This is a genomic window from Vibrio genomosp. F10 str. ZF-129, from assembly GCF_000287055.2.
In the GTDB taxonomy this organism is placed as follows: Bacteria; Pseudomonadota; Gammaproteobacteria; order Enterobacterales; family Vibrionaceae; genus Vibrio.
This window is the reverse complement of the sequence record NZ_AJYQ02000130.1, coordinates 14,735-37,403: the sequence shown is the minus strand read 5'-3', so window position 1 is coordinate 37,403 and position 22,669 is coordinate 14,735. Positions and strand designations below refer to the sequence as shown.

At 44.6% G+C, this 22,669-nt stretch carries 20 protein-coding genes and 1 tRNA gene; 7 read left to right on the top strand and 14 right to left on the bottom strand.

Annotated features, from left to right (window positions below; all coding sequences use genetic code 11):
- Positions 1–157: 157 nt before the first annotated feature.
- From A1QO_RS17950 to A1QO_RS17915, 8 genes are all read right to left on the bottom strand, one after another.
- The gene (locus A1QO_RS17950) at positions 158–2,287 is read right to left on the bottom strand and encodes a TonB-dependent receptor (protein ID WP_017036918.1); all 2,130 of its coding nucleotides are present in this window, start codon (positions 2,285–2,287) and stop codon (positions 158–160) included.
- Positions 2,288–2,447: 160 nt separating this feature from the next.
- Complete coding sequence (locus tag A1QO_RS17945) at positions 2,448–3,776, bottom strand: lysine N(6)-hydroxylase/L-ornithine N(5)-oxygenase family protein (RefSeq protein WP_017040521.1); 1,329 nt, start codon at positions 3,774–3,776, stop codon at positions 2,448–2,450.
- Between the two features lie 11 nt (positions 3,777–3,787).
- Complete coding sequence (locus A1QO_RS17940; protein ID WP_017041126.1) at positions 3,788–5,599, bottom strand: IucA/IucC family protein; 1,812 nt, start codon at positions 5,597–5,599, stop codon at positions 3,788–3,790.
- A complete protein-coding gene (locus A1QO_RS17935) occupies positions 5,599–6,519 on the bottom strand; it encodes a GNAT family N-acetyltransferase (protein ID WP_017041125.1) in 921 nt (306 codons plus the stop codon). Before A1QO_RS17935 ends, A1QO_RS17940 begins: the two co-directional genes overlap by 1 nt.
- Positions 6,512–8,305, bottom strand: a complete 1,794-nt coding sequence (locus tag A1QO_RS17930) for an IucA/IucC family protein (RefSeq protein ID WP_017041124.1) — start codon at positions 8,303–8,305, stop codon at positions 6,512–6,514. Before A1QO_RS17930 ends, A1QO_RS17935 begins: the two co-directional genes overlap by 8 nt.
- Positions 8,306–8,503: 198 nt before the next feature.
- The gene (gene fhuB, locus A1QO_RS17925; RefSeq protein WP_017041123.1) at positions 8,504–10,531 is read right to left on the bottom strand and encodes a Fe(3+)-hydroxamate ABC transporter permease FhuB; all 2,028 of its coding nucleotides are present in this window, start codon (positions 10,529–10,531) and stop codon (positions 8,504–8,506) included.
- The gene (locus A1QO_RS17920; protein ID WP_017041122.1) at positions 10,528–11,469 is read right to left on the bottom strand and encodes an ABC transporter substrate-binding protein; all 942 of its coding nucleotides are present in this window, start codon (positions 11,467–11,469) and stop codon (positions 10,528–10,530) included. The genes fhuB and A1QO_RS17920 overlap by 4 nt, the downstream gene beginning before the upstream one ends.
- Before the next feature lie 24 nt (positions 11,470–11,493).
- Positions 11,494–12,261: an ABC transporter ATP-binding protein gene (locus A1QO_RS17915; protein ID WP_017041121.1), complete on the bottom strand. Its 768-nt coding sequence runs from the start codon at positions 12,259–12,261 to the stop codon at positions 11,494–11,496.
- 130 nt (positions 12,262–12,391) lie between these two features.
- On the opposite strand from A1QO_RS17915, the gene A1QO_RS17910 reads away from it, so the two are divergent.
- Positions 12,392–13,624 (top strand): MFS transporter, encoded by a 1,233-nt coding sequence (locus tag A1QO_RS17910; RefSeq protein ID WP_017040526.1) that lies wholly within the window; start codon positions 12,392–12,394, stop codon positions 13,622–13,624.
- On the opposite strand, the gene A1QO_RS17905 is transcribed toward A1QO_RS17910, so the two are convergent.
- Together A1QO_RS17905 and A1QO_RS17900 are read right to left on the bottom strand one after the other, a co-directional pair.
- On the bottom strand, positions 13,621–14,397 hold the full coding sequence (locus A1QO_RS17905; RefSeq protein WP_017040527.1) for a siderophore ferric iron reductase: 777 nt from the start codon (positions 14,395–14,397) through the stop codon (positions 13,621–13,623). The genes A1QO_RS17910 and A1QO_RS17905 overlap by 4 nt on opposite strands.
- Positions 14,398–14,643: 246 nt before the next feature.
- Complete coding sequence (locus tag A1QO_RS17900; RefSeq protein WP_017033979.1) at positions 14,644–15,279, bottom strand: glutathione S-transferase family protein; 636 nt, start codon at positions 15,277–15,279, stop codon at positions 14,644–14,646.
- A 117-nt stretch (positions 15,280–15,396) separates the two neighbouring features.
- Here A1QO_RS17900 and A1QO_RS17895 point away from each other — a divergent pair, with 117 nt between their 5' ends.
- Positions 15,397–16,236: a LysR family transcriptional regulator gene (locus tag A1QO_RS17895; protein ID WP_017041120.1), complete on the top strand. Its 840-nt coding sequence runs from the start codon at positions 15,397–15,399 to the stop codon at positions 16,234–16,236.
- A gap of 112 nt (positions 16,237–16,348) precedes the next feature.
- Here the strand turns inward: A1QO_RS17895 and A1QO_RS17890 are convergent.
- A tRNA-Arg gene (locus tag A1QO_RS17890) sits at positions 16,349–16,425 on the bottom strand.
- A gap of 199 nt (positions 16,426–16,624) precedes the next feature.
- Between A1QO_RS17890 and folD the strand changes: the two genes are divergently transcribed.
- Entirely contained in the window at positions 16,625–17,485 is an 861-nt protein-coding gene (folD, locus tag A1QO_RS17885; RefSeq protein ID WP_017033981.1) for a bifunctional methylenetetrahydrofolate dehydrogenase/methenyltetrahydrofolate cyclohydrolase FolD, read from the top strand.
- A gap of 141 nt (positions 17,486–17,626) precedes the next feature.
- Here folD and A1QO_RS17880 read toward each other — a convergent pair whose 3' ends face one another.
- Both A1QO_RS17880 and A1QO_RS17875 read right to left on the bottom strand, forming a co-directional pair.
- On the bottom strand, positions 17,627–18,598 hold the full coding sequence (locus tag A1QO_RS17880) for a lytic murein transglycosylase (protein WP_017033982.1): 972 nt from the start codon (positions 18,596–18,598) through the stop codon (positions 17,627–17,629).
- A 26-nt stretch (positions 18,599–18,624) separates the two neighbouring features.
- Positions 18,625–18,900, bottom strand: coding sequence for a YcgL domain-containing protein (locus A1QO_RS17875; RefSeq protein WP_017041119.1), 276 nt, complete (start codon positions 18,898–18,900; stop codon positions 18,625–18,627).
- 154 nt (positions 18,901–19,054) lie between these two features.
- Between A1QO_RS17875 and minC the strand changes: the two genes are divergently transcribed.
- From minC to minE, 3 genes are read left to right on the top strand one after another with little or no spacing between them, the layout of a single operon-like run.
- Complete coding sequence (gene minC, locus A1QO_RS17870) at positions 19,055–19,717, top strand: septum site-determining protein MinC (RefSeq protein WP_017041118.1); 663 nt, start codon at positions 19,055–19,057, stop codon at positions 19,715–19,717.
- A 16-nt stretch (positions 19,718–19,733) separates the two neighbouring features.
- A complete protein-coding gene (gene minD / locus A1QO_RS17865; protein WP_017033985.1) occupies positions 19,734–20,546 on the top strand; it encodes a septum site-determining protein MinD in 813 nt (270 codons plus the stop codon).
- 4 nt (positions 20,547–20,550) lie between these two features.
- On the top strand, positions 20,551–20,814 hold the full coding sequence (minE, locus tag A1QO_RS17860) for a cell division topological specificity factor MinE (protein WP_017033986.1): 264 nt from the start codon (positions 20,551–20,553) through the stop codon (positions 20,812–20,814).
- Between the two features lie 263 nt (positions 20,815–21,077).
- On the opposite strand, the gene A1QO_RS17855 is transcribed toward minE, so the two are convergent.
- Entirely contained in the window at positions 21,078–21,965 is an 888-nt protein-coding gene (locus tag A1QO_RS17855; RefSeq protein WP_017033988.1) for a LysR family transcriptional regulator, read from the bottom strand.
- 227 nt (positions 21,966–22,192) lie between these two features.
- On the opposite strand from A1QO_RS17855, the gene A1QO_RS17850 reads away from it, so the two are divergent.
- On the top strand, positions 22,193–22,558 hold the full coding sequence (locus A1QO_RS17850; RefSeq protein ID WP_017036928.1) for a DUF413 domain-containing protein: 366 nt from the start codon (positions 22,193–22,195) through the stop codon (positions 22,556–22,558).
- The last annotated feature ends 111 nt before the right edge of the window (positions 22,559–22,669 follow it).

The following is a 22,669-nucleotide window of genomic DNA, read 5'->3' as shown; positions in this document are numbered from 1 at the left end:
AACAAAATTTAACCGCGAAAGATCAACACGTCCTAAATTAACTCAAGGTTTAAGCCATCGCGTAGTATCACAAACCCAGTAGATACCGAGTTCATGGCGATGGCTTATCCCGTTCTTAGAGTCGCGTTAACGGATCACTTTTATACCTAACGTATCGTTAATATTTCACTTGATAGTTCAGCGTATAAGTACGGCCACGACCTTGATATTGGTACATATCAGGACCACCGCTATACCACTGTGTTGCTCGTTGACTCCACGTTGTCAGATAGTCTTCGTTGAACAAATTTTTAACCCCGAAACCAATCGTGCCGACAGGCAGTTGGTACGTACCTATCATGTCAACAACGGTGTAACCCTCCAGCTTTAGAGCGTTCGCATCTTCATAATCAAAGGCGGTTAAACTTTGTAGCTTCACGCTGTAGTCAGCTTCATACCAACCAATCCAAGTGCTGGCTTTTGATGTACTGGCTTCTCTCGCATCGTAGTCTTCCCAGCCGTTGTCGCCTTTTTCTTCAGAAACGACATAGTGTCCAGACGCACCTAGTTGAAGGTTAGTCATCACCCAATATGAGATTTGCGCTTCTGCACCGTAGACTCGAATAGGGTTTGAAATACCTTTAATCGATTGGTCATCCGCGTATTCCACTGAACCATCAGAGTATGAATGGTACGCGGCCGTTTGAAATGAAAGTTTGTCGAAATCATAACGGTAACCTAGCTCGTAGCTGTCGGTTTTAATGCCTTCTAGTTTAGTGTCATTAACATTAACAGTGGCATCTTTACCGTAATATTTCGCAGGGTTCGCCAGATCAAAACCTTGAGAGAAATTAGCCCACACCTGAGAGTTTTCCGTGAGATGGTAAACAGTCCCGACATTGAATAATCCCTCTGAGTAATCTGTTTCTCCACCCGGAACAAAATCTGAATTCGAACTTTTTTGGAAATCCGATACTTCCGTATTCATGTACTGATAACGATAGCCGCCTTGCAGTGTCCAATTATCCGTTAGCGCATACTCAGCCTGTAAAAAGCCCGCAAACGCTTGAGTATCAATACCAGGATAACGCCCTGCCATAGACTCTATCTGGTTAATCAGCCCTCCCGACCCTTCTGTAACCGATTGGTTATAAAGCGCGTTATCACTGTCAAAGCTGTCCACAAAGCCATCAATACCATAGGTAAGGCTGAGGGCATCAAAAGATTTATTCAACGCGGCTTTTAACGAGATAATATCGGTATTTTGACTTGATGAACTGGTTGCTAACGTGGTTCTACCTGCCGATGTGTATGGCATGAATGTATGTTCTTCCGAACGATAGGACAGCTCCGCAATCAGTTGATGGCTCAGGAAATCACTGTGATTATATGCAGCACTTAGCATTACGCGCTCAGTACCTTGCTGACGATCGGCGGCGTAACCGTCTCTAACATCGACGAATTGATATTTTCCATCCGCGTCTTTTTCGAAATACAAACCGTATGGGGTGTCTTGCTGGCTATCGTAATACTGTGCCAACAACTGCAAGTTTTGATTATCAGCGAGATTAACTTGTAGATTACCCATCAAATCAATCGTTTCGTTAAATTGAGTTGAACCTTGAGTGATGTCAGGAGTGACCATGTCACCGTTTGCATCGTAGTACCCTTGAGTACTGGTATAAGCCACAGACGCACGCCCTTGAACTTTCTCATTTCCGCCCGCAATTGACTGCGCGAGTTTATAATCAAAATCTTCACTTCCGTTAAAACCAGAGGTACCACCAACGTACGTTTCGAACTCTATCTCGCCACCCAGTGCTTTTTTGGTCACGATGTTAATGACACCACCACTCGCACCTGCGCCATAAATTGAACTCGCACCCGACAGCACTTCGATACGCTCGATATTAAATGGGTCAATGGAATCGAGTTGTCGACTAATAGAGCGCACTGATTGTAATGACACACCATCAATCATCACCATGATGCTGCGACCACGTAGGTTTTGACCTGCATGAGTACGACCACCGCTGCTCACATCCAAAGATGGAACCGTTGCGGCTAGAATTTCATCCAGGCTTTTACCACCACGGTATTCTTGTTCAATTTGCTCGGCATCAACGTACCAAACGGTACCTGGGATCTCACTGATCGCTTTCGGTGTACGGCTTGAAACGACGACCATTTTTTCTTGGGTTGTTGTGTACTCTTCAGCTTGGACGACTGAAGGAACAAAAAAGCCAGTAGCTGACGCTATCGCAACTGAAATGACAGACAGTTGAAACGTTCCTTTGTTAACTTTCATTACTTTTCTCTTGTTATTTAATGTAACCACACACATATAGTAATGATAATGATACTCATTAGTCACTTCATTACCACTTATTTATACATTATTTTTATATGACCTAGTGTAAAAACTTTATGCTGTGGGGTATTAGGTGTTAACCGTTAGGTATGAATGACTAAGCCTCAACAAGGTCTTTCACCCGCACCGCGGATAGCCAGTCAATGAGTCCTTTATCTGACTTAATATCGTAGACCTCTCGTCCAGCCAAACTGTTAATGATCTTGGCGCTGCGCCACGCCATCAAACTGAGTTGTGGTTCAGCAATACCGTGGCTGTGCATACCTGCATTAACCGCAAAAATTTTGTTCTCTGGACTTCCTTTCCACTTGAGCTCGAAGTTAGAAGTCAGTTGGTATCGTCCTTGTTCATCGAGATCCAACATGGGCATAATGTCTTTAAGACAAGCCGGATATGGCGCCTCAAACCCAGTTGCAAGAATCACGACATCCGCTTCATGACGTTCGACATGCTCACTTAACGCATTTCCCACACTTAGCGCGTACCCCGTTTCTAATGGATGCATTTCAGTCAACGTGCGATGCGGTAACAAACGAACCCATTTTTCTTCTTTGAGGACATCAAACCGATGGTAAAGCTCGCGATAAATATCCAATAAGGCCAACTGCGTGATGCCATCAGAGGTCAGCTTTTGAGTCGTCACTTCTGAATGTTTGACACTGGGATTAAGCCCGACGAAGGCTTCCACGTAATTTGGTGTAAAGAATTCGTTGGTAAAGGCCGCTTCATCCAGCGGTTGAAAGTTTGGGCGACGCGACACCCAATCCAGTGACGCCGCTTTTCCCCACTTGCCTCGCAGCACGTTTAAGAAGATATCAGCACCGGTTTGCCCGCCGCCAACAATCATGACGCGTTTACCGGTGAAGTCTCGATCTCTTAATCCAACTTCGGCCGCGTGAAAGACTTTATCGCTGATAAACTTCTTCGCGCACTCCGGCATCAATGGCACTTTACCTGTGCCAATGCATAGATTTTTTGCTTGGTAAGCACCGCTGCTAGTCTGAAGGTGGAAGAGCCCCTCTTTAAAATCAACATGCTCAATGTTGGTTGAGAACTGGACATTATTCATTTGATTGGCCGACCACGCCAAATAGTCTGAAAATTCATGGCGGCTGATACAATTTAATTCCGCCGACAAAAATCGATAGAATTTTTTAGTTTTCACTAAGTAAGAGAGGAAAGAATATTGGCTTTGAGGATCCACAGCCGTGACCAAATCTTTCAGATACATGGTTTGCATATTCGTGTCATCCAGCAACAACCCCGGATGCCAAGAAAAGGAGTCTCGACTTTCAAAAAACGTCGAGCGAATATTTTTGTGTGGTTCTAGCAGCGCCGCAACACTCAGATTAAACGGGCCGACACCAATACCGGCAATATCAAGACCAGTAATACCCAGTTTGACGTTGTGTTTATTATTATCCATTCTATGTATTCCTATTGATTTAAAGCCTTGTAGAGCGGGTTATCTAGCCTGTCATCCATATCCGGTAACATGCGAGACGCACTTGAATCGGTACTGTGTCTAAACTTTGCTAGATTGAGTCCAATTCGAAGAATTCTAGGTTTGAAAAGGTCGAGCCGTTCAAAACGCTCTTCCATCTCAGGATCACTTTGAATGCATTTCTGCATGTACTGTTGAATAGAGCGTCCAAGAAGCTCATAAAATGTCATTTCAGGCAGGCCTGACCGAGCGACTAAAGGGGAGATAAAACGCAGTACAGTGACAAAATGTCCCGTTTGTAAGTCGTGAATGATCAACTCTTCCGGCAGCTTCACAGTCACGTCTTTAACGCACTGATCCAGTGAGTCTTGCTCAGGTAATACCCTATCGACCAGCCTCATGTCTCCTTGGAAGTCTTTCAATAAGATTCGTGTTGGAATCGAGTTTTCAAGCACCAACGTAACGTTTTGTCCATGCGCTATCAGTGACACTCCGTACTTACACAACAAGTGATAAAATGGAATAACGACCACATCAAATAAGCAGGTTAGCCACTCACTGTTGTCGAGGCCGGAACTGGCTATGTACTCCTCAATTATCGGTGCCCCTGATGCATCACACTCCATAAGAGCCGCCATCAAAATCGCGTGTTCGTTCTCCTTTAATTTGGAATGTGCCGATTCTCGCCAAATAACGCCCAATAACTCGTGGTACCGGTAAGGAGCATCGATCAATCCTTGATAATCACTTTGCCCAACGAACGCCGCAGCCGGCTCTTGCAATACTTCAGCCTGCTTTTCAATCAGTAACGGATCGGACTTAAATAGTGAATCAATCCAGTCTGATGCAATGGGGCCAGCCAATATGTAACGACCCGGGATACCTCGGTAGCATGAGGTGTTCATAATGGTCAGAGGCAGCTTAATGTCGTAGCTCATCGGCCTATCAACATTGCTTAGCGTTCGAATTGACAATTGTGGTAGAAAGCGATCCCCATGCTCTCCAATGTAAATCAGCGATTTTTCCGCGAGTTCACGTACAAACAACAACGACAATTTTTGATCCCACTGCCATGGATGAACGGGGACATAGGTGTATTCGCTGCAATCTACATGGAACGAAGACACGATTCGATCCATTGCCTGATAATCCACATGATCAATAGCGGTATATAGAAGCTGCTGCCAGTCGACGCGCTGGTTGGTGGCTTTTTGAATGATAGAATGGTGAACCGCAACCCAAGTCAGCTGAAATGTATTTTCTGATTCGGGAGCGTATCGATTTAAATCGCTACTTCCCCACCCTCGTCTTCCTTTATTAAAAGCAAATTTGGGATGCCCATCGAATAGGCTTTGCTGCTGTTCGCAAGGAAGATAAGCTAAATCTCTTGCGGTCATATTCGCCTTGCGTAACGCTAATTTACAATCACCCAACAGGGTCGCATTGAGGTCTTCAAAATGCTCAGCCAGAGCCTCATCGGATATGCCAATCAGTGTTTGGATATCTCTCATAAACGTTGTTGCCAGAACTGTTCCTTGATCTTGGTGTTGTTGTTTTTGGTGATCTGGAGCAAGCCTCACCACAGACTCGGGATCGATGTTGACTTGCCCCCAAATGTTCACTTTCCCTAAAAACTGATAAGTCACATCCTTGGTCAAGGCTAAGGAAAACACACCTTTATCTATATCTTCATCTTTATCGCCAACAAGATTAAACGCTTGTTCGTAGGCCAGTTCACTGATCAGCTTCGCCACCAAGTGTCGATTCATCGGTAACCAGTACCGCTGTAACGCTATTTGGTCCATTACCACTGCTCCTTAAAAAAAGCGTTTCGCTCTAGCATTAATAGGGCTGAACGTTTGTGTGGAAAATTGAATTCAAAACAGGTTTTATAGCCTACCTGCTCAATGCGCTTGAACAGTCTGATATTGTCTGACCTTGGCTCCAATACAATTCGACGGGTTCGAATATCATCAATAAACAGATAGTGACTGATGGCCTTCATCCAGCTCATGAAGTATTTGGGCCCTCGAAATTGTTGTTCCCCGACGAGTAAATGAATACCACGATCATAAGGTTCCACTGAGTAATAGGGGCTCAACCTGTCTTCACTGACCCAATACACCTCGACATAGCCAAAAGGTTGACCGTTAAACTCGCCAATCAAAGGAATAATGTGTGCATCCGCTAAGCGTTCTTGTGCAAACTGCCTAAGCTTGTCTTCGCTCCAGGCTTGCTCCCAAAAGTCGGCGACTCTCGGATCATTCATCCATTGAGTGAACAGAGGCATGTCTTTATCGATATCAAACACTCTGAATGAAACCGTCACATCGGCCTCATGGTCATATCGCTTATAGACCGTTCCCCTCGGCATAGGTGGCCTCAGCGGATGATGTCGAAATTGAGGATTACTCTGAACATCAATGGTTGGAAAGGATGATGACGGGGCATGCTGATGCCACGGGTTTTCTCTTTGATAGAACGCCTGACGATTTAGCCTATTTGTCTCAAACATCGGCAGACAGTGACGTAATGCATTGCGTAAGGTCGGCGAACCACATTGAATGTCGATCTCGTCAATGTCTTTGTGAATGGTAAAGAATTGGTCAAGCTCAATCATGACCGAATCCAAGGAAAACACCGCATTTAGGTCTTGTTCTGTCTGAGTTAAAGTCACAACCGGGATGTCGCCCATTTCAAACAGGAACGTGGTGTAGTTAGGCATGATTCGCCTCCTTAACGGCAACGATAGGGTTGGATAAATCGAAGTAGATGACGGCAGGGTCCGGAATGGAGTTTTCGTTGAAATTTTGTAGATAACAATAAAAATTCCCTTTGCAGCAAAGCGAATCGCTGTCCAATACGTAGCTCAGACATCGGTCATCCTTAACACCTTGTGTTTTTAGATCGACTAAATGCTGACGTAAGATTGTAACCAAACTGGATTCATCTATATCAAGGCCTGCCGCAATAGAAGCGATAGCACTGAAGGTAGAATTAATGATGAGGTAGTAAGCAAAATAGCGACGCACTTTGTCTTGGTTCCAGTAGTTTTCTGTCTCCTGCTTGGCATGTTTGGCATTCGTTGAACAGCCAAGAGCGTCAGGAAATAACTCGAACGCTAAATCGGTGTACCCTGTCCCCTGACAATCTCGGTAGTACATGCCAATCGGCAGACCCTCTTCCAGCTGCATAACAATGTTTTGCTGATGAGCCAGGAATACGATTCCGTAGTTGGCTTGAAGGTTGAACAAAGGAACAACCGCATGCTTACAATACGCATCAAACCAGCGCTGTGCGGCCACTTTTGGCGTGAGGGTATGTGTCCGAGCGTAATGCTCAATTCGGCTCACCAGTAAGCTTTGCCCACCAAAAGGGTTTTGTTGAGTCAGTGTCGCGAGAACCACGGCTTCTTCTTCCGGTTTGCTCATCAACGGGTTGTCACGAAATGCCAGCAAACTCTCGTCAATAACTAAGCCGTTAGAATCCATCAACCCTAAAAAAGCGGGTTCTTGCATGAGCTGAAAGCCTCTTTTTCCACCCAGTAACGACTTCAATTCCGTGTCTTCGAATAATTGATTCAACCGCGTGCCACGAACCACTTCTTTCAGAGAGAGGTTTCTTACCGAATTGGTGAGTTTGACACTCAGCGAGAACTTGAGCATGTAAGGCAGTTTGGGGCTGTACAAAGAACGAGTAGACGACGTTGGATACCATTTTTCACCCACAGCGCCCAGATCTCTGATCTGGCCTTCTTTAAGGTAAGCCCTCACCTCTTTTCTTTGTTTAATGCTTTGCCACTGCCACGGATGAACGGGAAACAACATTTCATGATCGTCTGCTAGGCCAGCCACACTGTTCTCCAAACTCTCATCCGCAGTCACCAACTCTTCGATACGTTGACGAACACTTTGGTCACCAGACGAGCCAGAAACTAAAAGAGATTCATCAACCGCCAACCAATGAAGTTGAAACTTCCCACCAAATTCGGGCGTGTAAACTTGCGCATCTAGAGGGCTAAATTGCTCACGACTTTTAGGAGCGGGATGGAAAGAATGACCTATTAATAAACCTTGCTCCGACTCTCGAAAGTTGAGCCGCTCTTCAAATAACTTTCGACCATACGGATTGTCCTTCACCGCTGCATATACATTGCGATAGCTCTCGTTAACTCGATCGACAAAAATCGATTTTTGCTCTGGCGTAATCATGCCAACGAGTGCTGGTTGTTCAACGACCAAGTCGACCACTTGATCGAACTCTATTGGGGCTACTTCAGTACCGTACAAAACCGCCGGGAATTGGTACTCATGCAACCCGATAGAAGAGACGACCCTCAGGGGAATCCGAATCTCATGTTCGTTTGAAAGAGGGATGCAATAATAGGCTTCACATTCTCCGTCGATAATAACAACACTTGAACACTCTCTGGCTAACGAGTTTAAAAAACAGGCGGCTGGTGCGTCATTGCCACGCATCGTTGTCTCGACCAAAGTCTGGCTATTCGTCATATCAATCTCACTGTTTCATATAAAACAAAGTGAGAATGCTAATGATTATCATTTAAATATACAATCGTTTATTTGATTATTTTTTGAAGCAACGCCTCATTCCTAGTGTTGTTGACAGGGAATCAAAAAAGCCAGCTGAATAATTCAATTCAACTGGCTTTATTATTTTAATTATCAATTATATAAATCGATTTAACGTTATTTTCGCATGAGGTATAAGAAGTACCCGCCACCAATCAATGAGGCTAATAGCCCCGCAGGAAACTGCCAGGGAAACCATAATGTTCTTCCTAGCCAATCTGCCAAAAGCATCAATATTCCGCCCAGTAGACTTGCCGTAATTAACTGGTTAGAGGCTTTATACTGATGTAAGGAACGGGCAAGATGTGGTGCTAAAAGCCCAATAAAACTGAGTGGACCAATCACAATAGTACACAGTGTCGTCATCATCGCGACTAGAAGCAGCAATAGCCCTCGAACTTTACGGCAATCGATACCGACGCTTGTCGCACTGATTTCACCCAACCCAATAAGGTCAAACCAACGGTGACAAATCAATGAAAAAGCACCAAGAATAACGACCCCCACCAACATCAAGTACACATCAGACATGGCCACAAGGTACGTTGACCCTGAAAGCCAAGTGATCAATGCGGTTACATTGTCTTGGCCCGATGACATCGCAATGCGAAGGAAAGCATCAAGGCCAGCACTAAGCGCGATACCGGTTAACAACATTTGAGTCGGTGCAAAATTTTGCTTTCTGCCCATCCACCAAATAATACCCGTGACGAGCAGTGCTCCCGCGGTGCCAAGTAGCATTTGCTCATGTCGCTCGACCGCAATACCTAACACGGCTCCTATCACTAACGCTAGCGCCGCTCCTGAGCTGATACCCAAAATCTCGGGGCTTGCCATAGGATTCGTCGACACTCGCTGAATAGCTGTGCCTGCAATAGCCAATCCCACCCCTGCAAACATGGCCACTAACGCCCTAGGAACACGTAACTCCAAAATGGAAAGACTGTGGGCGACGTTCCAGCCTTGAGAATCTTTGCCAATGAAAAGCACCCAGACAAAAGCCATAATCAATAAGGGAACAAGCACGCAGGCTATTTTGGCCAAGTGGCGAGTTTGGTAATGGGTATGCGATTCTTCCCTCGCCCTTAGATCAGATTGCATCACTTTACGATTCAATAACCACAGTAAAATAGGCGCACCAATCAAGGCGGTCATTGCGCCCGTTGGCAGCAACTCACCTCCGACACCAGAAAACGACTGAATAATCAGATCGGCCAGCAACAGCATTACTGACCCAAGTACGCCGCTGACTAAAATTTGCCAACGCAATGTCCTCACTCGTAACATTCGAGCGATTGCGGGGGCTACAATGCCGATAAACCCGATAAGCCCGACTTCACTGACTACCGATGCGGTCATAGAAATGGCCAAAACCAAGCACACGACCTTGATGGTTTTAACATTGACACCGATAGAAGACGCAACGCTGTCTCCTAATAGCAGAGAGGATAATGGACGCTCTAGAAGCAGTAAAAAGACAGAAGGGACGATGACCAATGGAAGTAACGTCGTCACACTCGACCACCCATTTTGGTTCAGTGTTCCCGCTCCCCACACAAAAACACGGGTAAGCTGCTGTTCATTGAGTAACAAAAGCATGGTATTGAGTGACCCAAAGAACAAACTAATCACCATGCCAGCTAACACCATATGGACAGGAGAGAACCCCCGCTTTGCCGATAAGATGAAGACAAGCGCCGTTGCCAAGCACCCACCTAGAAAAGCAGGGAAAAAGTGACTGTTCAATAGCATACCGACGGGCATCAACAAGCCTGTCGTGGCGATATTGGCTGGAATCAGCAAGATCCCCAAAATCATTCCTAGCTCGGCCCCTGAAGCAACACCTAATGTCGTCGGTGAAGCGATCGGGTTTCTTAAAACAAACTGCATGATGCAACCGGCCACGGCGAGTGAGAACCCGCACAAAATTGCAATAGCCAAACGAGGAAGATAGGTGAGATGAACAATAAGGTGCTGATAGTCTGTCACGTCATAGTGAAAAACGGTATTCAACAGTAACCCTAAGCCTTGTGAATATGGCACCGTCCAGTGAATCAAACATAAAATCAGCCCCATCACAGTAAAGACAGTGACCATAAAAAAGGGAAGATTAGTTCTTCTGTTTTCTAGCACTGCTGTGTTCATTGAGCTGACATCAGCTCTTTAGTGATGCTGTCACTGAATCGTTGTGCAGCTATTAGCCCACCAAACGTCCAAATAGCAGGCAACTCGTGAACCGAATCGGTGCGAGTGAATTTCATGGCTTGCCACAACGGTGACTGCCCTAGACGTTGACGTTCGTCTTCCTTAAGCGGACCAAAAATCAATACGTGGCTCTCTTGATGCTCTGCAAGTTTTTCAATCCCTGCAGTCGTAAAACCCCATAAGTTGGTTTGCTCTTGCCAAGCATTGCTCAGCCCCATACCTTCAATGGTCGACTGCGCTAACGAACCTTGGCTATGGACACGGACGGTTTTGTCGTTAATGAAGCGCACAAACAATAATGACGTTTGATCGGATTGATTAGCCTTGATTTTTTGTCCATTCTCTTCAAGTCTCTTTTCCGTTTGCGTAATCACGATCTGCGCTTGCGCTTGCCTGTCAAACAACACACCAAGCTGTGATGTTATGTGTTTGGCTGACTCAAGCGGTGTTTTACGGTCACTGTAGATACTGTAAACCAATGTCGGTGCTATTTTGCTTAGCTGTCGATAGGCCGGTGCCATATGCGTGCTAATTAAAATGACATCCGGCTTCAACTCGGTTAACAGCTCTAAGTTGGGTTCACGTCGTGAACCAACATTGATAACAGAACCACTGAGTTCAGGCTGACTTACCCATGTCTGATAACCCTCTACATCCGCAACCCCTTGTGGCGTAAGCCCTAAACTCAGCACCGTTTCCGTCAAAGCCCAATCAAGTGCAACGATCTTTACTGGAGTTTTCTCAAAAGTTTCTTTACCTAATTCGTGTTTTATTTCCATTGCCTGCACAGAAGCAGCACAAATAAAGACAATCAGAGCGATGAGTTTTTTCACAAAAATATCCTTGTTATTCATAGTCAGTGGCGGGTTGTCTATCATCCTAAACATTCATTTATGGCGTTTTTAAAGAACATAACTAATGGGTTGGCCAGTTTGAGGGTGATGAAACAGTGCTAGCTCCATCCCATAGATCTGCTGTAATACGTCAGGGGTCATTAACTCTTTAGGGGTTCCCTGCGCGATAACCTGACCAGAATGCAATGCAATAATCTCATCGCTAAACTTGGCCGCCATGTTGATATCGTGTAACACCATGATCACGGTTAGCCCAAGTGTTTGGTTTAAATCTCGAATCAATGCTAACAATTCATGTTGATGAGCCACATCCAATGCCGACGTCGGCTCATCAAGTAACAAGCACTGACTTTGCTGTGCTAACAGCATCGCCACCCAAGCTCTTTGCCTTTCACCACCGGATAGTGTTGCCACATAACGCCCGGAAAAAGCTTCTAAACCCACTTTTTTGATTGCATCATCCACCAACTGATAATCGGCTTTGCTGTAGCGACCAAATACGCCCTTCCATGGGTAACGTCCGAAACAAACGAGTTCTCTTACCGTCACGCCATCGGTGATGGGTGAATGCTGAGGAAGGTACGCCACATTCAATGCAAACTGCTGGCTCGATAAAAGTTCGACACTTTCACCATTCAGCAGTACTTGACCGCGGGCAGGTTTGTTTTGGCGACTGAGTAGCTTGATCAGCGTCGATTTACCACATCCATTGTGCCCCAATAGGGTGGTGACTTTTCCCGATTGGAAATTCAAGGTTGTCGGCTGAAGAATTTTTTTTTCATCGATTTCAAACGACGTATTGAGTAATTGATACATGATGCTAAACAATCAATGGTAACGAGAATGCGCTGAATTTTACCACACAACAATACAAATGATAATGATTTTCATATCGATTAAAGATTGATAAGATAGCGAACGCCTCAATAAACGAACTCTCCATTCAATGATAAAACCTGTGGTAATAGAAAATAAAAACATACAGTTAACCTTTATTGGATTAATCGCATCTTTGATGGGAATTGGTCAGAATGGTCTGCTCGTCTCTTTGCCATTTCTTATTGAGCAATCCGCATTTTCTTTACCGGCTTGGTCTATCGTCATTGCCATCGGAAGTTTTCTGTTTCTCCCCGCCGCGCCTTTTTGGGGACGTTTTAGTGACAGAAATGGGCCGAAGACAGTGGTCGTTCAAGCTTTAGTTGGCATGAGCGTGAGCTTTTTTCTTCTGTGGTTGTTTACCGTCTTGAGTCGTCACCAGCCTTCGCTAGCGATCTACTGCTTAGTCGGGTTGATTGCCGCTCGCGTTGTCTATGGTTGTACGGTTGCGGGGATGGTTCCTGCCAGTCAGCATTGGGCTATCATATTGTGTGGGGCAGAGAATCGATTAAAAGCCATCACTTCCGTGAGTATTGGGTTAAGTACTGGCCGATTAGCAGGGCCACTTCTGTCCATTCTTTTACTCAAAGTCAATGTGTACGCACCACTGTTGATTATGATTGTGTTTCCGTTGGTTGCTTTGATGTGCTCTCTTTTACTGCCTAAACCCAAGCCAGAATCGCAGGTATTCCCCACAAATCACCCGGTAATCGCGTCTAACGAGGCAATCTGTTCACGTTGGCAGCCCTTGTTCTCCCTCTGGCCGTTTCTGCTTTCTGGCCTGTTGCTTTGCGCGGTCATTGCACTTCTACAATACAGTTTCTCACCACTCATCGGTTCCGTGACAAAATGGACTACCGACAAAATCAGTGACTCAATTGGTGTGTTGCTGACCATTAGCGCCGCTGTTACGTTACTGACTCAGGTATTGGTGATTAAGAAGAAAAAACTCGATCTAATGAAGATGTTCAAACTCGGTGCAGTGTGTCTCACCTTCGGTTTTATAGTGTTTTTAGGCAGCAGTATTTGGGCGTTCCCCATCGGTATGGCGATCAGTTCATTCGGCGCAGCGTTACTTGTGCCTGCCTATACGTCAATGGCAACTCAAACGAATCAAGGCGCCCCTGGTGTGACGGCTGGCTATATCTCTATGTCGCATACATTAGGGTATGGCTTGGCGTCTTTGCTGGCGGTGACCTCAACACTGTCACCCAGCTACCCTATCGCCATTTGCGTGATGCTTTCTTTCTCTATCGTGATCATTTCTCGATTGAAAAAAACGATTCAACCCAACGCGAATTAGAGCGTCGACTTTATTCTATTAGATACTGCCTTACTGTTAGAAACTCTCTTATTCTCAATAGCTCTCGGGCAGTCGGAACACAGTTTTCGCCCTGCACATTTGTAGACTAGACAACAACTGGTTCGAACAAACTTCAATTCATTGGTGGCAGGGTCAATGCTTAAAGATTGAGTCAGTTGTTCAGGAAGGCCACATGCAGAAAGCCATAATTTCGCTTGCTCAAGCAGGTAATGATTCGTCAGTTCAGGCGCGTACTTTTTCAGCTTTACAATGCAGCGTAGTATTCCATCGGCTAACAGATGGTGGGTAAATCCCGGTCTAATTCTCGTCCACTCACTCATTTCATTTCGGTAATGCTCAAACAACGTTTGTAGATCTTGGCCTGCTAACGCTATCAATGCACTTTGGTCACCATGAGTATGATCAGACGTTTCAAATTGGTAGCCAGCAACAAAGTCATTCTGAACAAATTGAGCGATACGCTTAAGATCTGGCAGTGCCTGACAAGCATAAACAGAGACAAACGAAAGATACAGTGGCTGCCAACACAGTAAATCCCATGTTCGCGTTAACCAGTACGCCTTGCCCGCTTCAGGCGTATTTTTCGCGATGCTTTCATAGAGATCTTGAATAAGCAGACTGCTGTTGTGATCAAAATGAATAATGCCGTGTTGTTGTGGATTGTTGGGTAGCGATTCTAATTTTCCAGCAAGGTAAGGCGTTATCTGCTTAGAAAATTCAAACAATTGATTCATGAAAAAATCTTGAGGCATAAAAATAAGTCGATATAACGAAGAAGTACCTAGAGTAAATATAACCCACCCCAAATGCAATTGATTATCATTACATTTGGGATGGAAAATATCAGATATGGGCAGCCCCATCGTTCAAAAGAGCAATACTTACGTATCTTTCCGAGCTAAACGATGGTGATCATTTATTTGACCACCCGCTATGCCTGTTACCCACGACTCTAGAGGTCTAAACTTGCTTTAAAAGATATATTCACACCATATTACTTATCGTTCTGCTTCTTTTACCACCTCAGTTTCTTCATTGGCTTCAGCAAGCCAACGTTTCACTGCAGAGCTGTTCAGTACTTTAATTTGGTATTGTTTAGCCTGGGCAGATAACTCAACACCATACGACTGAAAACGGAGGGCGAGAGGAGCATACATCGCATCGGCAATGGACCACTCACCGAACAGCCACCCACCAGGGTAACACGCCATTTGAGCTGACCATAACTGCTCAACCCGAGCTATCTCATTTATCGCTTCAGGACTCAGTTCCACTTTTCTATTTGCTCGGCAATTCATCGGTAGCTCACTACGTAAACTCATGAACCCCGAATGCATTTCAGCAGAAATGGCACGAGCTTGAGCTCTCAAATATCTATCTTCAGGCCACGCTTTCCCTTCGAGAAAAGCTTCATTCACATATTCCAAAATAGCGAGAGAATCCCAAATGGACACCCCATTGTCTATCAGCACAGGGACTTTACCTGCAGGAGTCACACCACTCAGTTTTTGATAGAATTCTTCGGTGTAAAGTTTGAGTTTCGAGACTTCAATATTTACATCGTATTGAGCAAATATAAGCCATGCACGTAATGACCAGCTTGAATAATTTTGGTTACCGATAATGAGTTTCATCTAGGCCTCCTGCCTGTTCCTTTGATTAGAAAACTCAGCTTAGGGGATTGTTTTCTGAATAACTAACGGATAGTTTCGATACAACCTATTTATTAAACCGATGGATAAACGTTCAACATGGACTTTGATGCTCTAAAGAGTTTTCTCGCCTTTGGCGACACTGGCAGCTTTACTCGAGCGGCTAAACAGATTAACCGTACTCAATCCGCTTTTAGCGCTCAAATGCGAAAACTGGAAGATGAGCTCAGTGTTAAGTTGTTCGAAAAAGAAGGACGAAACCTCGTATTAAGTGAAGCAGGGCTCGCCCTTAGAGCTCATGCAGAGCATTTAGTCAACATGCATAATACCGCACTTAAACAAGTGAAACGCTACAAAAACAAACACCCACTTCGCCTTGGGTGTCCAGAAGATTACAACGACAGTATTCTGCCAAAAGTGATTCGTTTACTTCAAGAGTCTGAACCGACTTGTTCCATACAAGTGTTCAGTCAGCCCAGTTTAACGTTAAGAGAATGGCTTGATGACGGAAAGCTGGATGCCGCGATTCTCACTCGGTTAGCCGAGAGCGAAGAAGGGTATTGGCTTGCACGAGATCAAGGGGTTTGGATTTCACATCACGACTTTTCTATCGACGACACTAAACCTATCCCGTTGGCACTGTTTCAATCAGACTGCAATTACCACGCAGCGGCGGTCGAGGGGTTAATAAAACGAGGAACTGCCTATCAATTGCTGGCTTGCTGCAATACGGCATCCGCTCAACGCGCTATTGTTATGGAAAGAATGGGGATAGGAGCGATGGGTAAGATAAGCGTGTCCAATGACCTTAAGATTCTAGACGATATGCCTCCGTTGCCATCCGTGGACATTGTGTTGGTATCAGCCGCTTCTTTTCATCCCCTACTTGATAACATTGCGCTACAAAAGATCAGTAAGGCGTTCAAGAATCTCATTTAGGCCTTTCTAGCTCTTCACTTACTTATCTACAGATCTGAGTACAGACTTGAGTAAAGACGCCAAAAACGACAAAGGCCTGACAACTTAAAAAGTCGTCAGGCCTTATAGAATATGGCACGCCCTAGAGGATTCGAACCTCTGACCACATCCTTAGAAGGGACGTGCTCTATCCAGCTGAGCTAAGGGCGCGCTACAGGAAAGAATTATACGAATAGAAATGAGTAAAGCAATGGGTTTATTCCACTTTGTTGGTTAAGTGTTTAAAAAAGAGTCATGCGGCTATAAAAACCACAATTCGCGCTAGACGCAAACGTTTGCTTATGGATGTTAACCGTAAATTCTGCGACAATAGTTTTATAAGAATTGACTATCAGAATGAAGGAACGTCATGACTGCTCAAAATATCGACGGAACACTTATCTCTCAAACCGTTCGCTCAGAAGTTTCAGCCCGTGTAAAAGCACGAGTGAACGCCGGTTTAAGGGCTCCAGGGCTTGCTGTAGTGCTCGTGGGTGAAGACCCGGCTTCTCAGGTTTATGTAGGTAGCAAACGACGCGCCTGTGAAGAAGTTGGGTTTGTGTCTAAGTCTTACGACCTGCCACCGACGGCCTCTGAAAGTGAATTGCTTGCACTGGTTGAACAGCTAAACAATGATCCTGAAATCGATGGCATTCTGGTTCAACTGCCTCTTCCTGCAGGAATCGATGCGACCCATGTTCTTGAAAGCATCATTCCTGAAAAAGACGTCGATGGTTTCCACCCATACAACGTCGGTCGCTTGGCTCAGCGTATTCCTAAACTACGCTCATGCACACCAAAAGGTATTATCACGCTTCTCGATCGTTACAATATCGATCTTCGCGGTAAACATGCCGTTGTTGTTGGAGCATCAAACATTGTCGGCAGACCGATGACATTAGAGCTTTTGTTGGCAGGTTGTACGACAACGACTTGTCATCGCTTTACGAAAGATCTTGAAGGGCATGTACGTCAAGCTGATGTTGTCGTCGTGGCGGTGGGTAAACCCAACTTTGTTCCTGGTGCCTGGATTAAGAAAGGCGCGATTGTGGTTGATGTCGGTATTAACCGCTTAGAGTCGGGCAAACTTGTTGGCGATGTGGAATACGATGCCGCAAAAGAAAACGCTAGCTACATCACTCCAGTACCCGGTGGAGTCGGCCCTATGACCGTTGCCAGCCTTATTGAAAATACGATGATTGCTTGTGAACAGTTCCATACTGAAAAGTAAGCTCAGAGCTATTTAGATATATTCGCTGTTTAGAGATATAAACTATCTAGAGAAATGAACGATAGAAGCAGGGCTCGATAACAAGATGCTCTATGCAATAAAAAGGCTCCTTCATAGGAGCCTTTTGTGTTTGACGTGCTTTTAATACGTAATACGGTCTGCTAAGTGGCTCACTGCGAGCGCAAAGTAGTAAGATCGGTTCCACTTCATGAGAACGTTGTAATTGTTGTAGACCAGATAAGTACGGCCTTTGTAGTCATCAGGCATAATTAGCCATGCTTTAATATCGGTATCGAGCTTGGGTAATGGGCTGCCGTCATATCGGGTGATGCCTAGTTCACTCCATTGCTGGATGTACTTGCCTTTATCGGCAGTTCGGCCTTGCAACTGAATATCCACCGATTCTGGCACCTGAACTTGACGCCCCCAGGTGTAGGTATCATCCCAACCCGATTGGCTTAAGTAATTGGCTGTTGATGCGAACACATCAGCCTTTGTGTTCCAGATATCTTTCTTTCCATCACCATTGCCGTCTGCAGCAAAAGCCAAAAAGGAGCTTGGCATAAACTGACACTGACCCATCGCACCCGCCCAAGAACCTTTCATCGCTTCAGGGGTTATGTGGCCTTCATCTAAAATGGTTAATGCCGCCATTGCCTCTTTACGAAAGAACGCTTCTCTGCGCCCTTCGTACGCCAGTGTGGTTAATGCATCAATGACACTGTAATTACCGGTAAATTTACCGAAGTTACTTTCAACGCCCCACAAAGCAACAATGTACTGTGGCTGCACACCATACTCATCACCAATACGCTTGAGATCGGCATAGTGCTTGTTGTATAAGTCTTTCGCCTGTTTCACTTTCCAATCAGGAACCGCTCTTGGAATGTATTCGTCAAGCGTGAGTTTCTTCTCTGGTTGGTTTCTATCAGCCGTCACAGCTCGAGGCTTGAAAGTAACCTTTTCAAAAGCGCGAGTGACCATGTCAGGCGAAATGCCCTGCTCTATCGCTTCTTCCTTTAACTTCTCAACGTATTGTTCAAAACTCAGTTCATTGGCTATTGCCGAGCATGACAAACCTAAACCTAGTAATACTGATAGAATTTTTTTCAAACTGCCCTCCTTGAGCAATCTTCGCACTATTTTTGTTGTGCTTTTTGTTCTTTAAATTTATCGAGCAAATTCTCTTGGGGTGGTGGCAGTTGCAAGAAAAAGCCTTCGTCATCCAACGATTTTTGCACCTTTTCTCTGTTCCCTTGAGCCAGTTTATGCTTATCCAGTTTTATCACCATCACAAATATAGGTTTACCGAACATTTGCATCAAGGTGTCAGGAACTTGTGAAAAATCATCCTTCTTCGGGATGTACAGGTAAGTCCCTTCTTTCTTAGAACTTTTATATATAGAACAAAGCATAAGTCGCCTTTTGATTAAATGTTGAGTCATTCATTTAAATAACGTTAGAGTTTTGAAAATTAACCGCAACAGCACTTGCCGTCACAAGTCATGAAATATAACATGAGACCCTCAGCTTCAGGCAATGCCGTTTCAGTAAAGGCAGAAAAATATAATGTCCAATACTCCCGATTTAAAAGGCAGCAGCTTCACTCTGTCAGTGTTACATCTTTCTGATAACGAAGTCACTAAAACAGTTACATTTCTTAAAGAAAAAGTGTCGCAAGCCCCCGCTTTCTTCACCTCTGCTCCCGTTGTTATCAATATTGCGAAAGTAGAAGGGGATATCGATTTCACCACATTAAAAATGGGCATTGAAGAGGTTGGAATGATTCCAGTAGGGATCACTGGCAGTAAAGATAAGCGACTTCAAAACCTAGCAACAGACGCTGGGTTTGCGGTTATGTCCGCGACCAATACACGATCTCAAGCTCCCGCGCAGATGGCTCCGCCCACTGTGATTCGCACACCTGTACGCTCAGGGCAACAGGTGTATGCAAAGGATGGCGACTTAGTCATTTTAAACCACGTAAGTGCGGGTGCAGAAGTTATCGCCGATGGTTCTATTCATATTCATGGAACACTTCGCGGGCGCGCCATTGCCGGTGCGAATGGGCAACAACAAGCAAGAATATTTTGCAACGATTTACAAGCTGAACTGGTGTCGATTTCAGGGAACTACTGGTTGAGCGATAAGATTGAAGAGACGTTTTGGCAGAAGAAAGTCATGATCAGCATGGATAATGATTCACTGACGCTTGAAACACTCACACTATAATTAAAAAGGAAAAACCATGGCTCGCATTATTGTTGTCACGTCAGGTAAAGGTGGCGTAGGTAAAACGACTTCAAGTTCCGCCATCGCATCAGGGCTGGCACTCAAAGGACAAAAAACCGCTGTTATTGACTTTGATATTGGTTTAAGAAATCTTGATTTGATCATGGGCTGTGAACGCCGTGTCGTTTATGACTTTGTTAATGTGATCAACGGTGAAGCGACATTAAATCAAGCGTTAATCAAGGATAAAAGAGCTGAAAATCTGTTCATTTTACCTGCATCACAAACTCGTGATAAAGATGCTCTAACCAAAGAAGGTGTGCGCCGAGTCTTCGATCAGTTAGATGAAATGGGGTTTGATTTCATTATTTGTGACTCACCAGCAGGTATTGAGCAAGGCGCTCTCATGGCGCTGTATTTTGCCGATGAAGCCATTGTTACCACGAACCCAGAGGTGTCTTCGGTTCGAGATTCTGACCGTATTCTTGGTATCTTGGATTCTAAATCACGTCGTGCAGAAGAAGGCTTGCCACCGGTTAAGCAGCACTTATTACTCACTCGTTACAATCCAGCGCGTGTTACATTGGGCGAAATGCTCAGCGTGGAAGATGTGGAAGAAATTCTGCACATTCCACTTCTTGGGGTTATCCCTGAGAGCCAAGCCGTTCTCAATGCGTCGAACAAAGGTGTCCCTGTGATTTTTGATGAAGAGTCAGATGCAGGCTGTGCTTATAACGATACAGTAGAGCGCTTACTCGGCGAACAAGTGGAATTCCGCTTTATAGTCGAGGAAAAGAAAGGAATCTTTAAGCGACTATTCGGAGGTTAAGCACATGTCATTGTTAGAATTTTTCCGCCCTCAAAAAAAGAACTCGGCCAATCTAGCCAAAGAGCGCTTACAAATTATTGTGGCCGAACGACGTAGCCACAACGATCCTTCGCCTTCTTACTTACCACAATTAAAAGAAGATATTCTTAAGGTGATTGCAAAGTACGTAGAAGTCGATCCTTCAATGGTTGAGTTAAGCTTTGAGCATAAAGATGACGACATCTCAGTACTTGAGCTGAATGTAAAACTTCCAGATGAAGAAAAATAATAGTTAGATCAGTTACTTACCTTCTTGGCTACTTAGCTACTTAGCTACTTAGCTACTTAGTAAATGAGCCACTTGGTCCGTTATTGTTTCAATGCAGCTGTGTCGTGTTTATGAGCCTCTTTTGTTAGAGGCTTTTGTTTATGTATTTTCCGAAACGCCCCCCTCGACAGGTTGAAGAGACAAAAAAGCCGCTGAGTGGGTCACATTCGTATTCTTAATGTGATCCACTCAGCGGCTTGATCTATTATTTTTGAGAACGAACTTTACTCCATCCCTTCACCGACTTGCTGCACAAGGTAGGAGCTGGTTGGCTTAATGGTATCGACAAGTGCCCGGACTCGTTCAATAGACTCAACCACATAACTGTTCTTTCTATAATTCATATAAATAGGACGAGACCACTCATCTGTATCTGCGACTCGGTATAACTGCTCAGCCTCAAGGAACGGCTCTGCCAAAGACAACGGTAAATAGGCGCATCCACCTTTCTCTAAAATAAAGTCGAGGGCGATTCTACCTGTCGATGTTCTAAGATATGGGGCTGGGATATTGGGGTGTCTGTCAGCGTGTTCGAAAGTAAAACGAGTCCCCCAGTCAACATACACGTATTTATTACTAAAGGCGCTCTCAGCCGATGACGGTTCTGTCGAGACCAAAATCAGGGTCAGCTCTGCTATTTGATGATGACAGAATTCCTCTAATTTAAATGGGTCAAAAGAAAACGCGATATCTAGAGAATGCTCAAGTAAATTTCTATGCAGTTGCTCACGGCCTAAAGATTCCGCCGAAAAGCCATAACCGTCCAATGAGCCGGTTAATACACTTAAGCCATTTTGTAAGTACGCATCCCAGATATTGGGCGTCCCACCAATGAGCAACTGTTTGGTTTTATTGCTCTCAAGTGACAGTTCAAAACTGGCTTGCTTTAAGGTGGAAACCATCGTTTCAGCATAACCCAGCAAACGCTGGCCCGCAGAAGTCAGTTGGATGTTGTTGCGGTGACGAATAAACAGTTTAACGTCAAAATATTCTTCAAGCTGTTTAATTCGTGCACTTACTGCCGCCTGAGTGATATATAGGTTTTCAGAAGCTCGTCCAAAATGTTTTTCTTTCGCAACTTCTAAAAAGGTCTGAAATACTTTCACATCCATAGTTTGTTCACACTTAAAATAAAAGAATTGTACGGCACGACCACCTATTTAGCTGGGGGTGTAAACGGCCAGAAAATCATAAAAATTTTTTATCTATTCGACAAAAACAATTCGTTTTCATCATTAACTTCAATATCCTATTCTTCAATTGAAGTTAATAGGCGCTTAAATGACAGCGTGTCTTTTAAGCCTCTTTCCATCATTATTTGTTGCTTTCTGAGGTCTCTATGACTGACATTCAATTTCGCCACGGTAAAAAACGGTTTTTCGACATGGTTAAGTTTCCCAGAGGGTTTGCCAAGTCAGGTGATTTTACTTTACTTGAAAACGAACTCTTAATGACGTTTGGTGAAACTATGCTAGCGCTTGAAAGTGGTGAATTACTGCCTGAAAACGCAGACGAAAAACACTTTTTAAAGGTTCTTAAACACCCAGCAAAAGCGAAAACCAAACTCGAACATGTATGGCTAAAATACATTCGATTGGCTAGGGATCGAAAATCTTTTCACACCCTTAATAGCCGTAGCAATTTTCAAATGTCAGCGATGGAGACTGATTATTCAATGGATGATGAGGCACTCGACGTCGCCTAACATTTCCTCTCATTAATCTTTCTACTGCCTGCACCATAAAGCCCGTCTAATGCGCTTAACGTTCCATTGCCCCCACTTTGGAACGTTAACTGCCTTACTGCTTATCTGCTT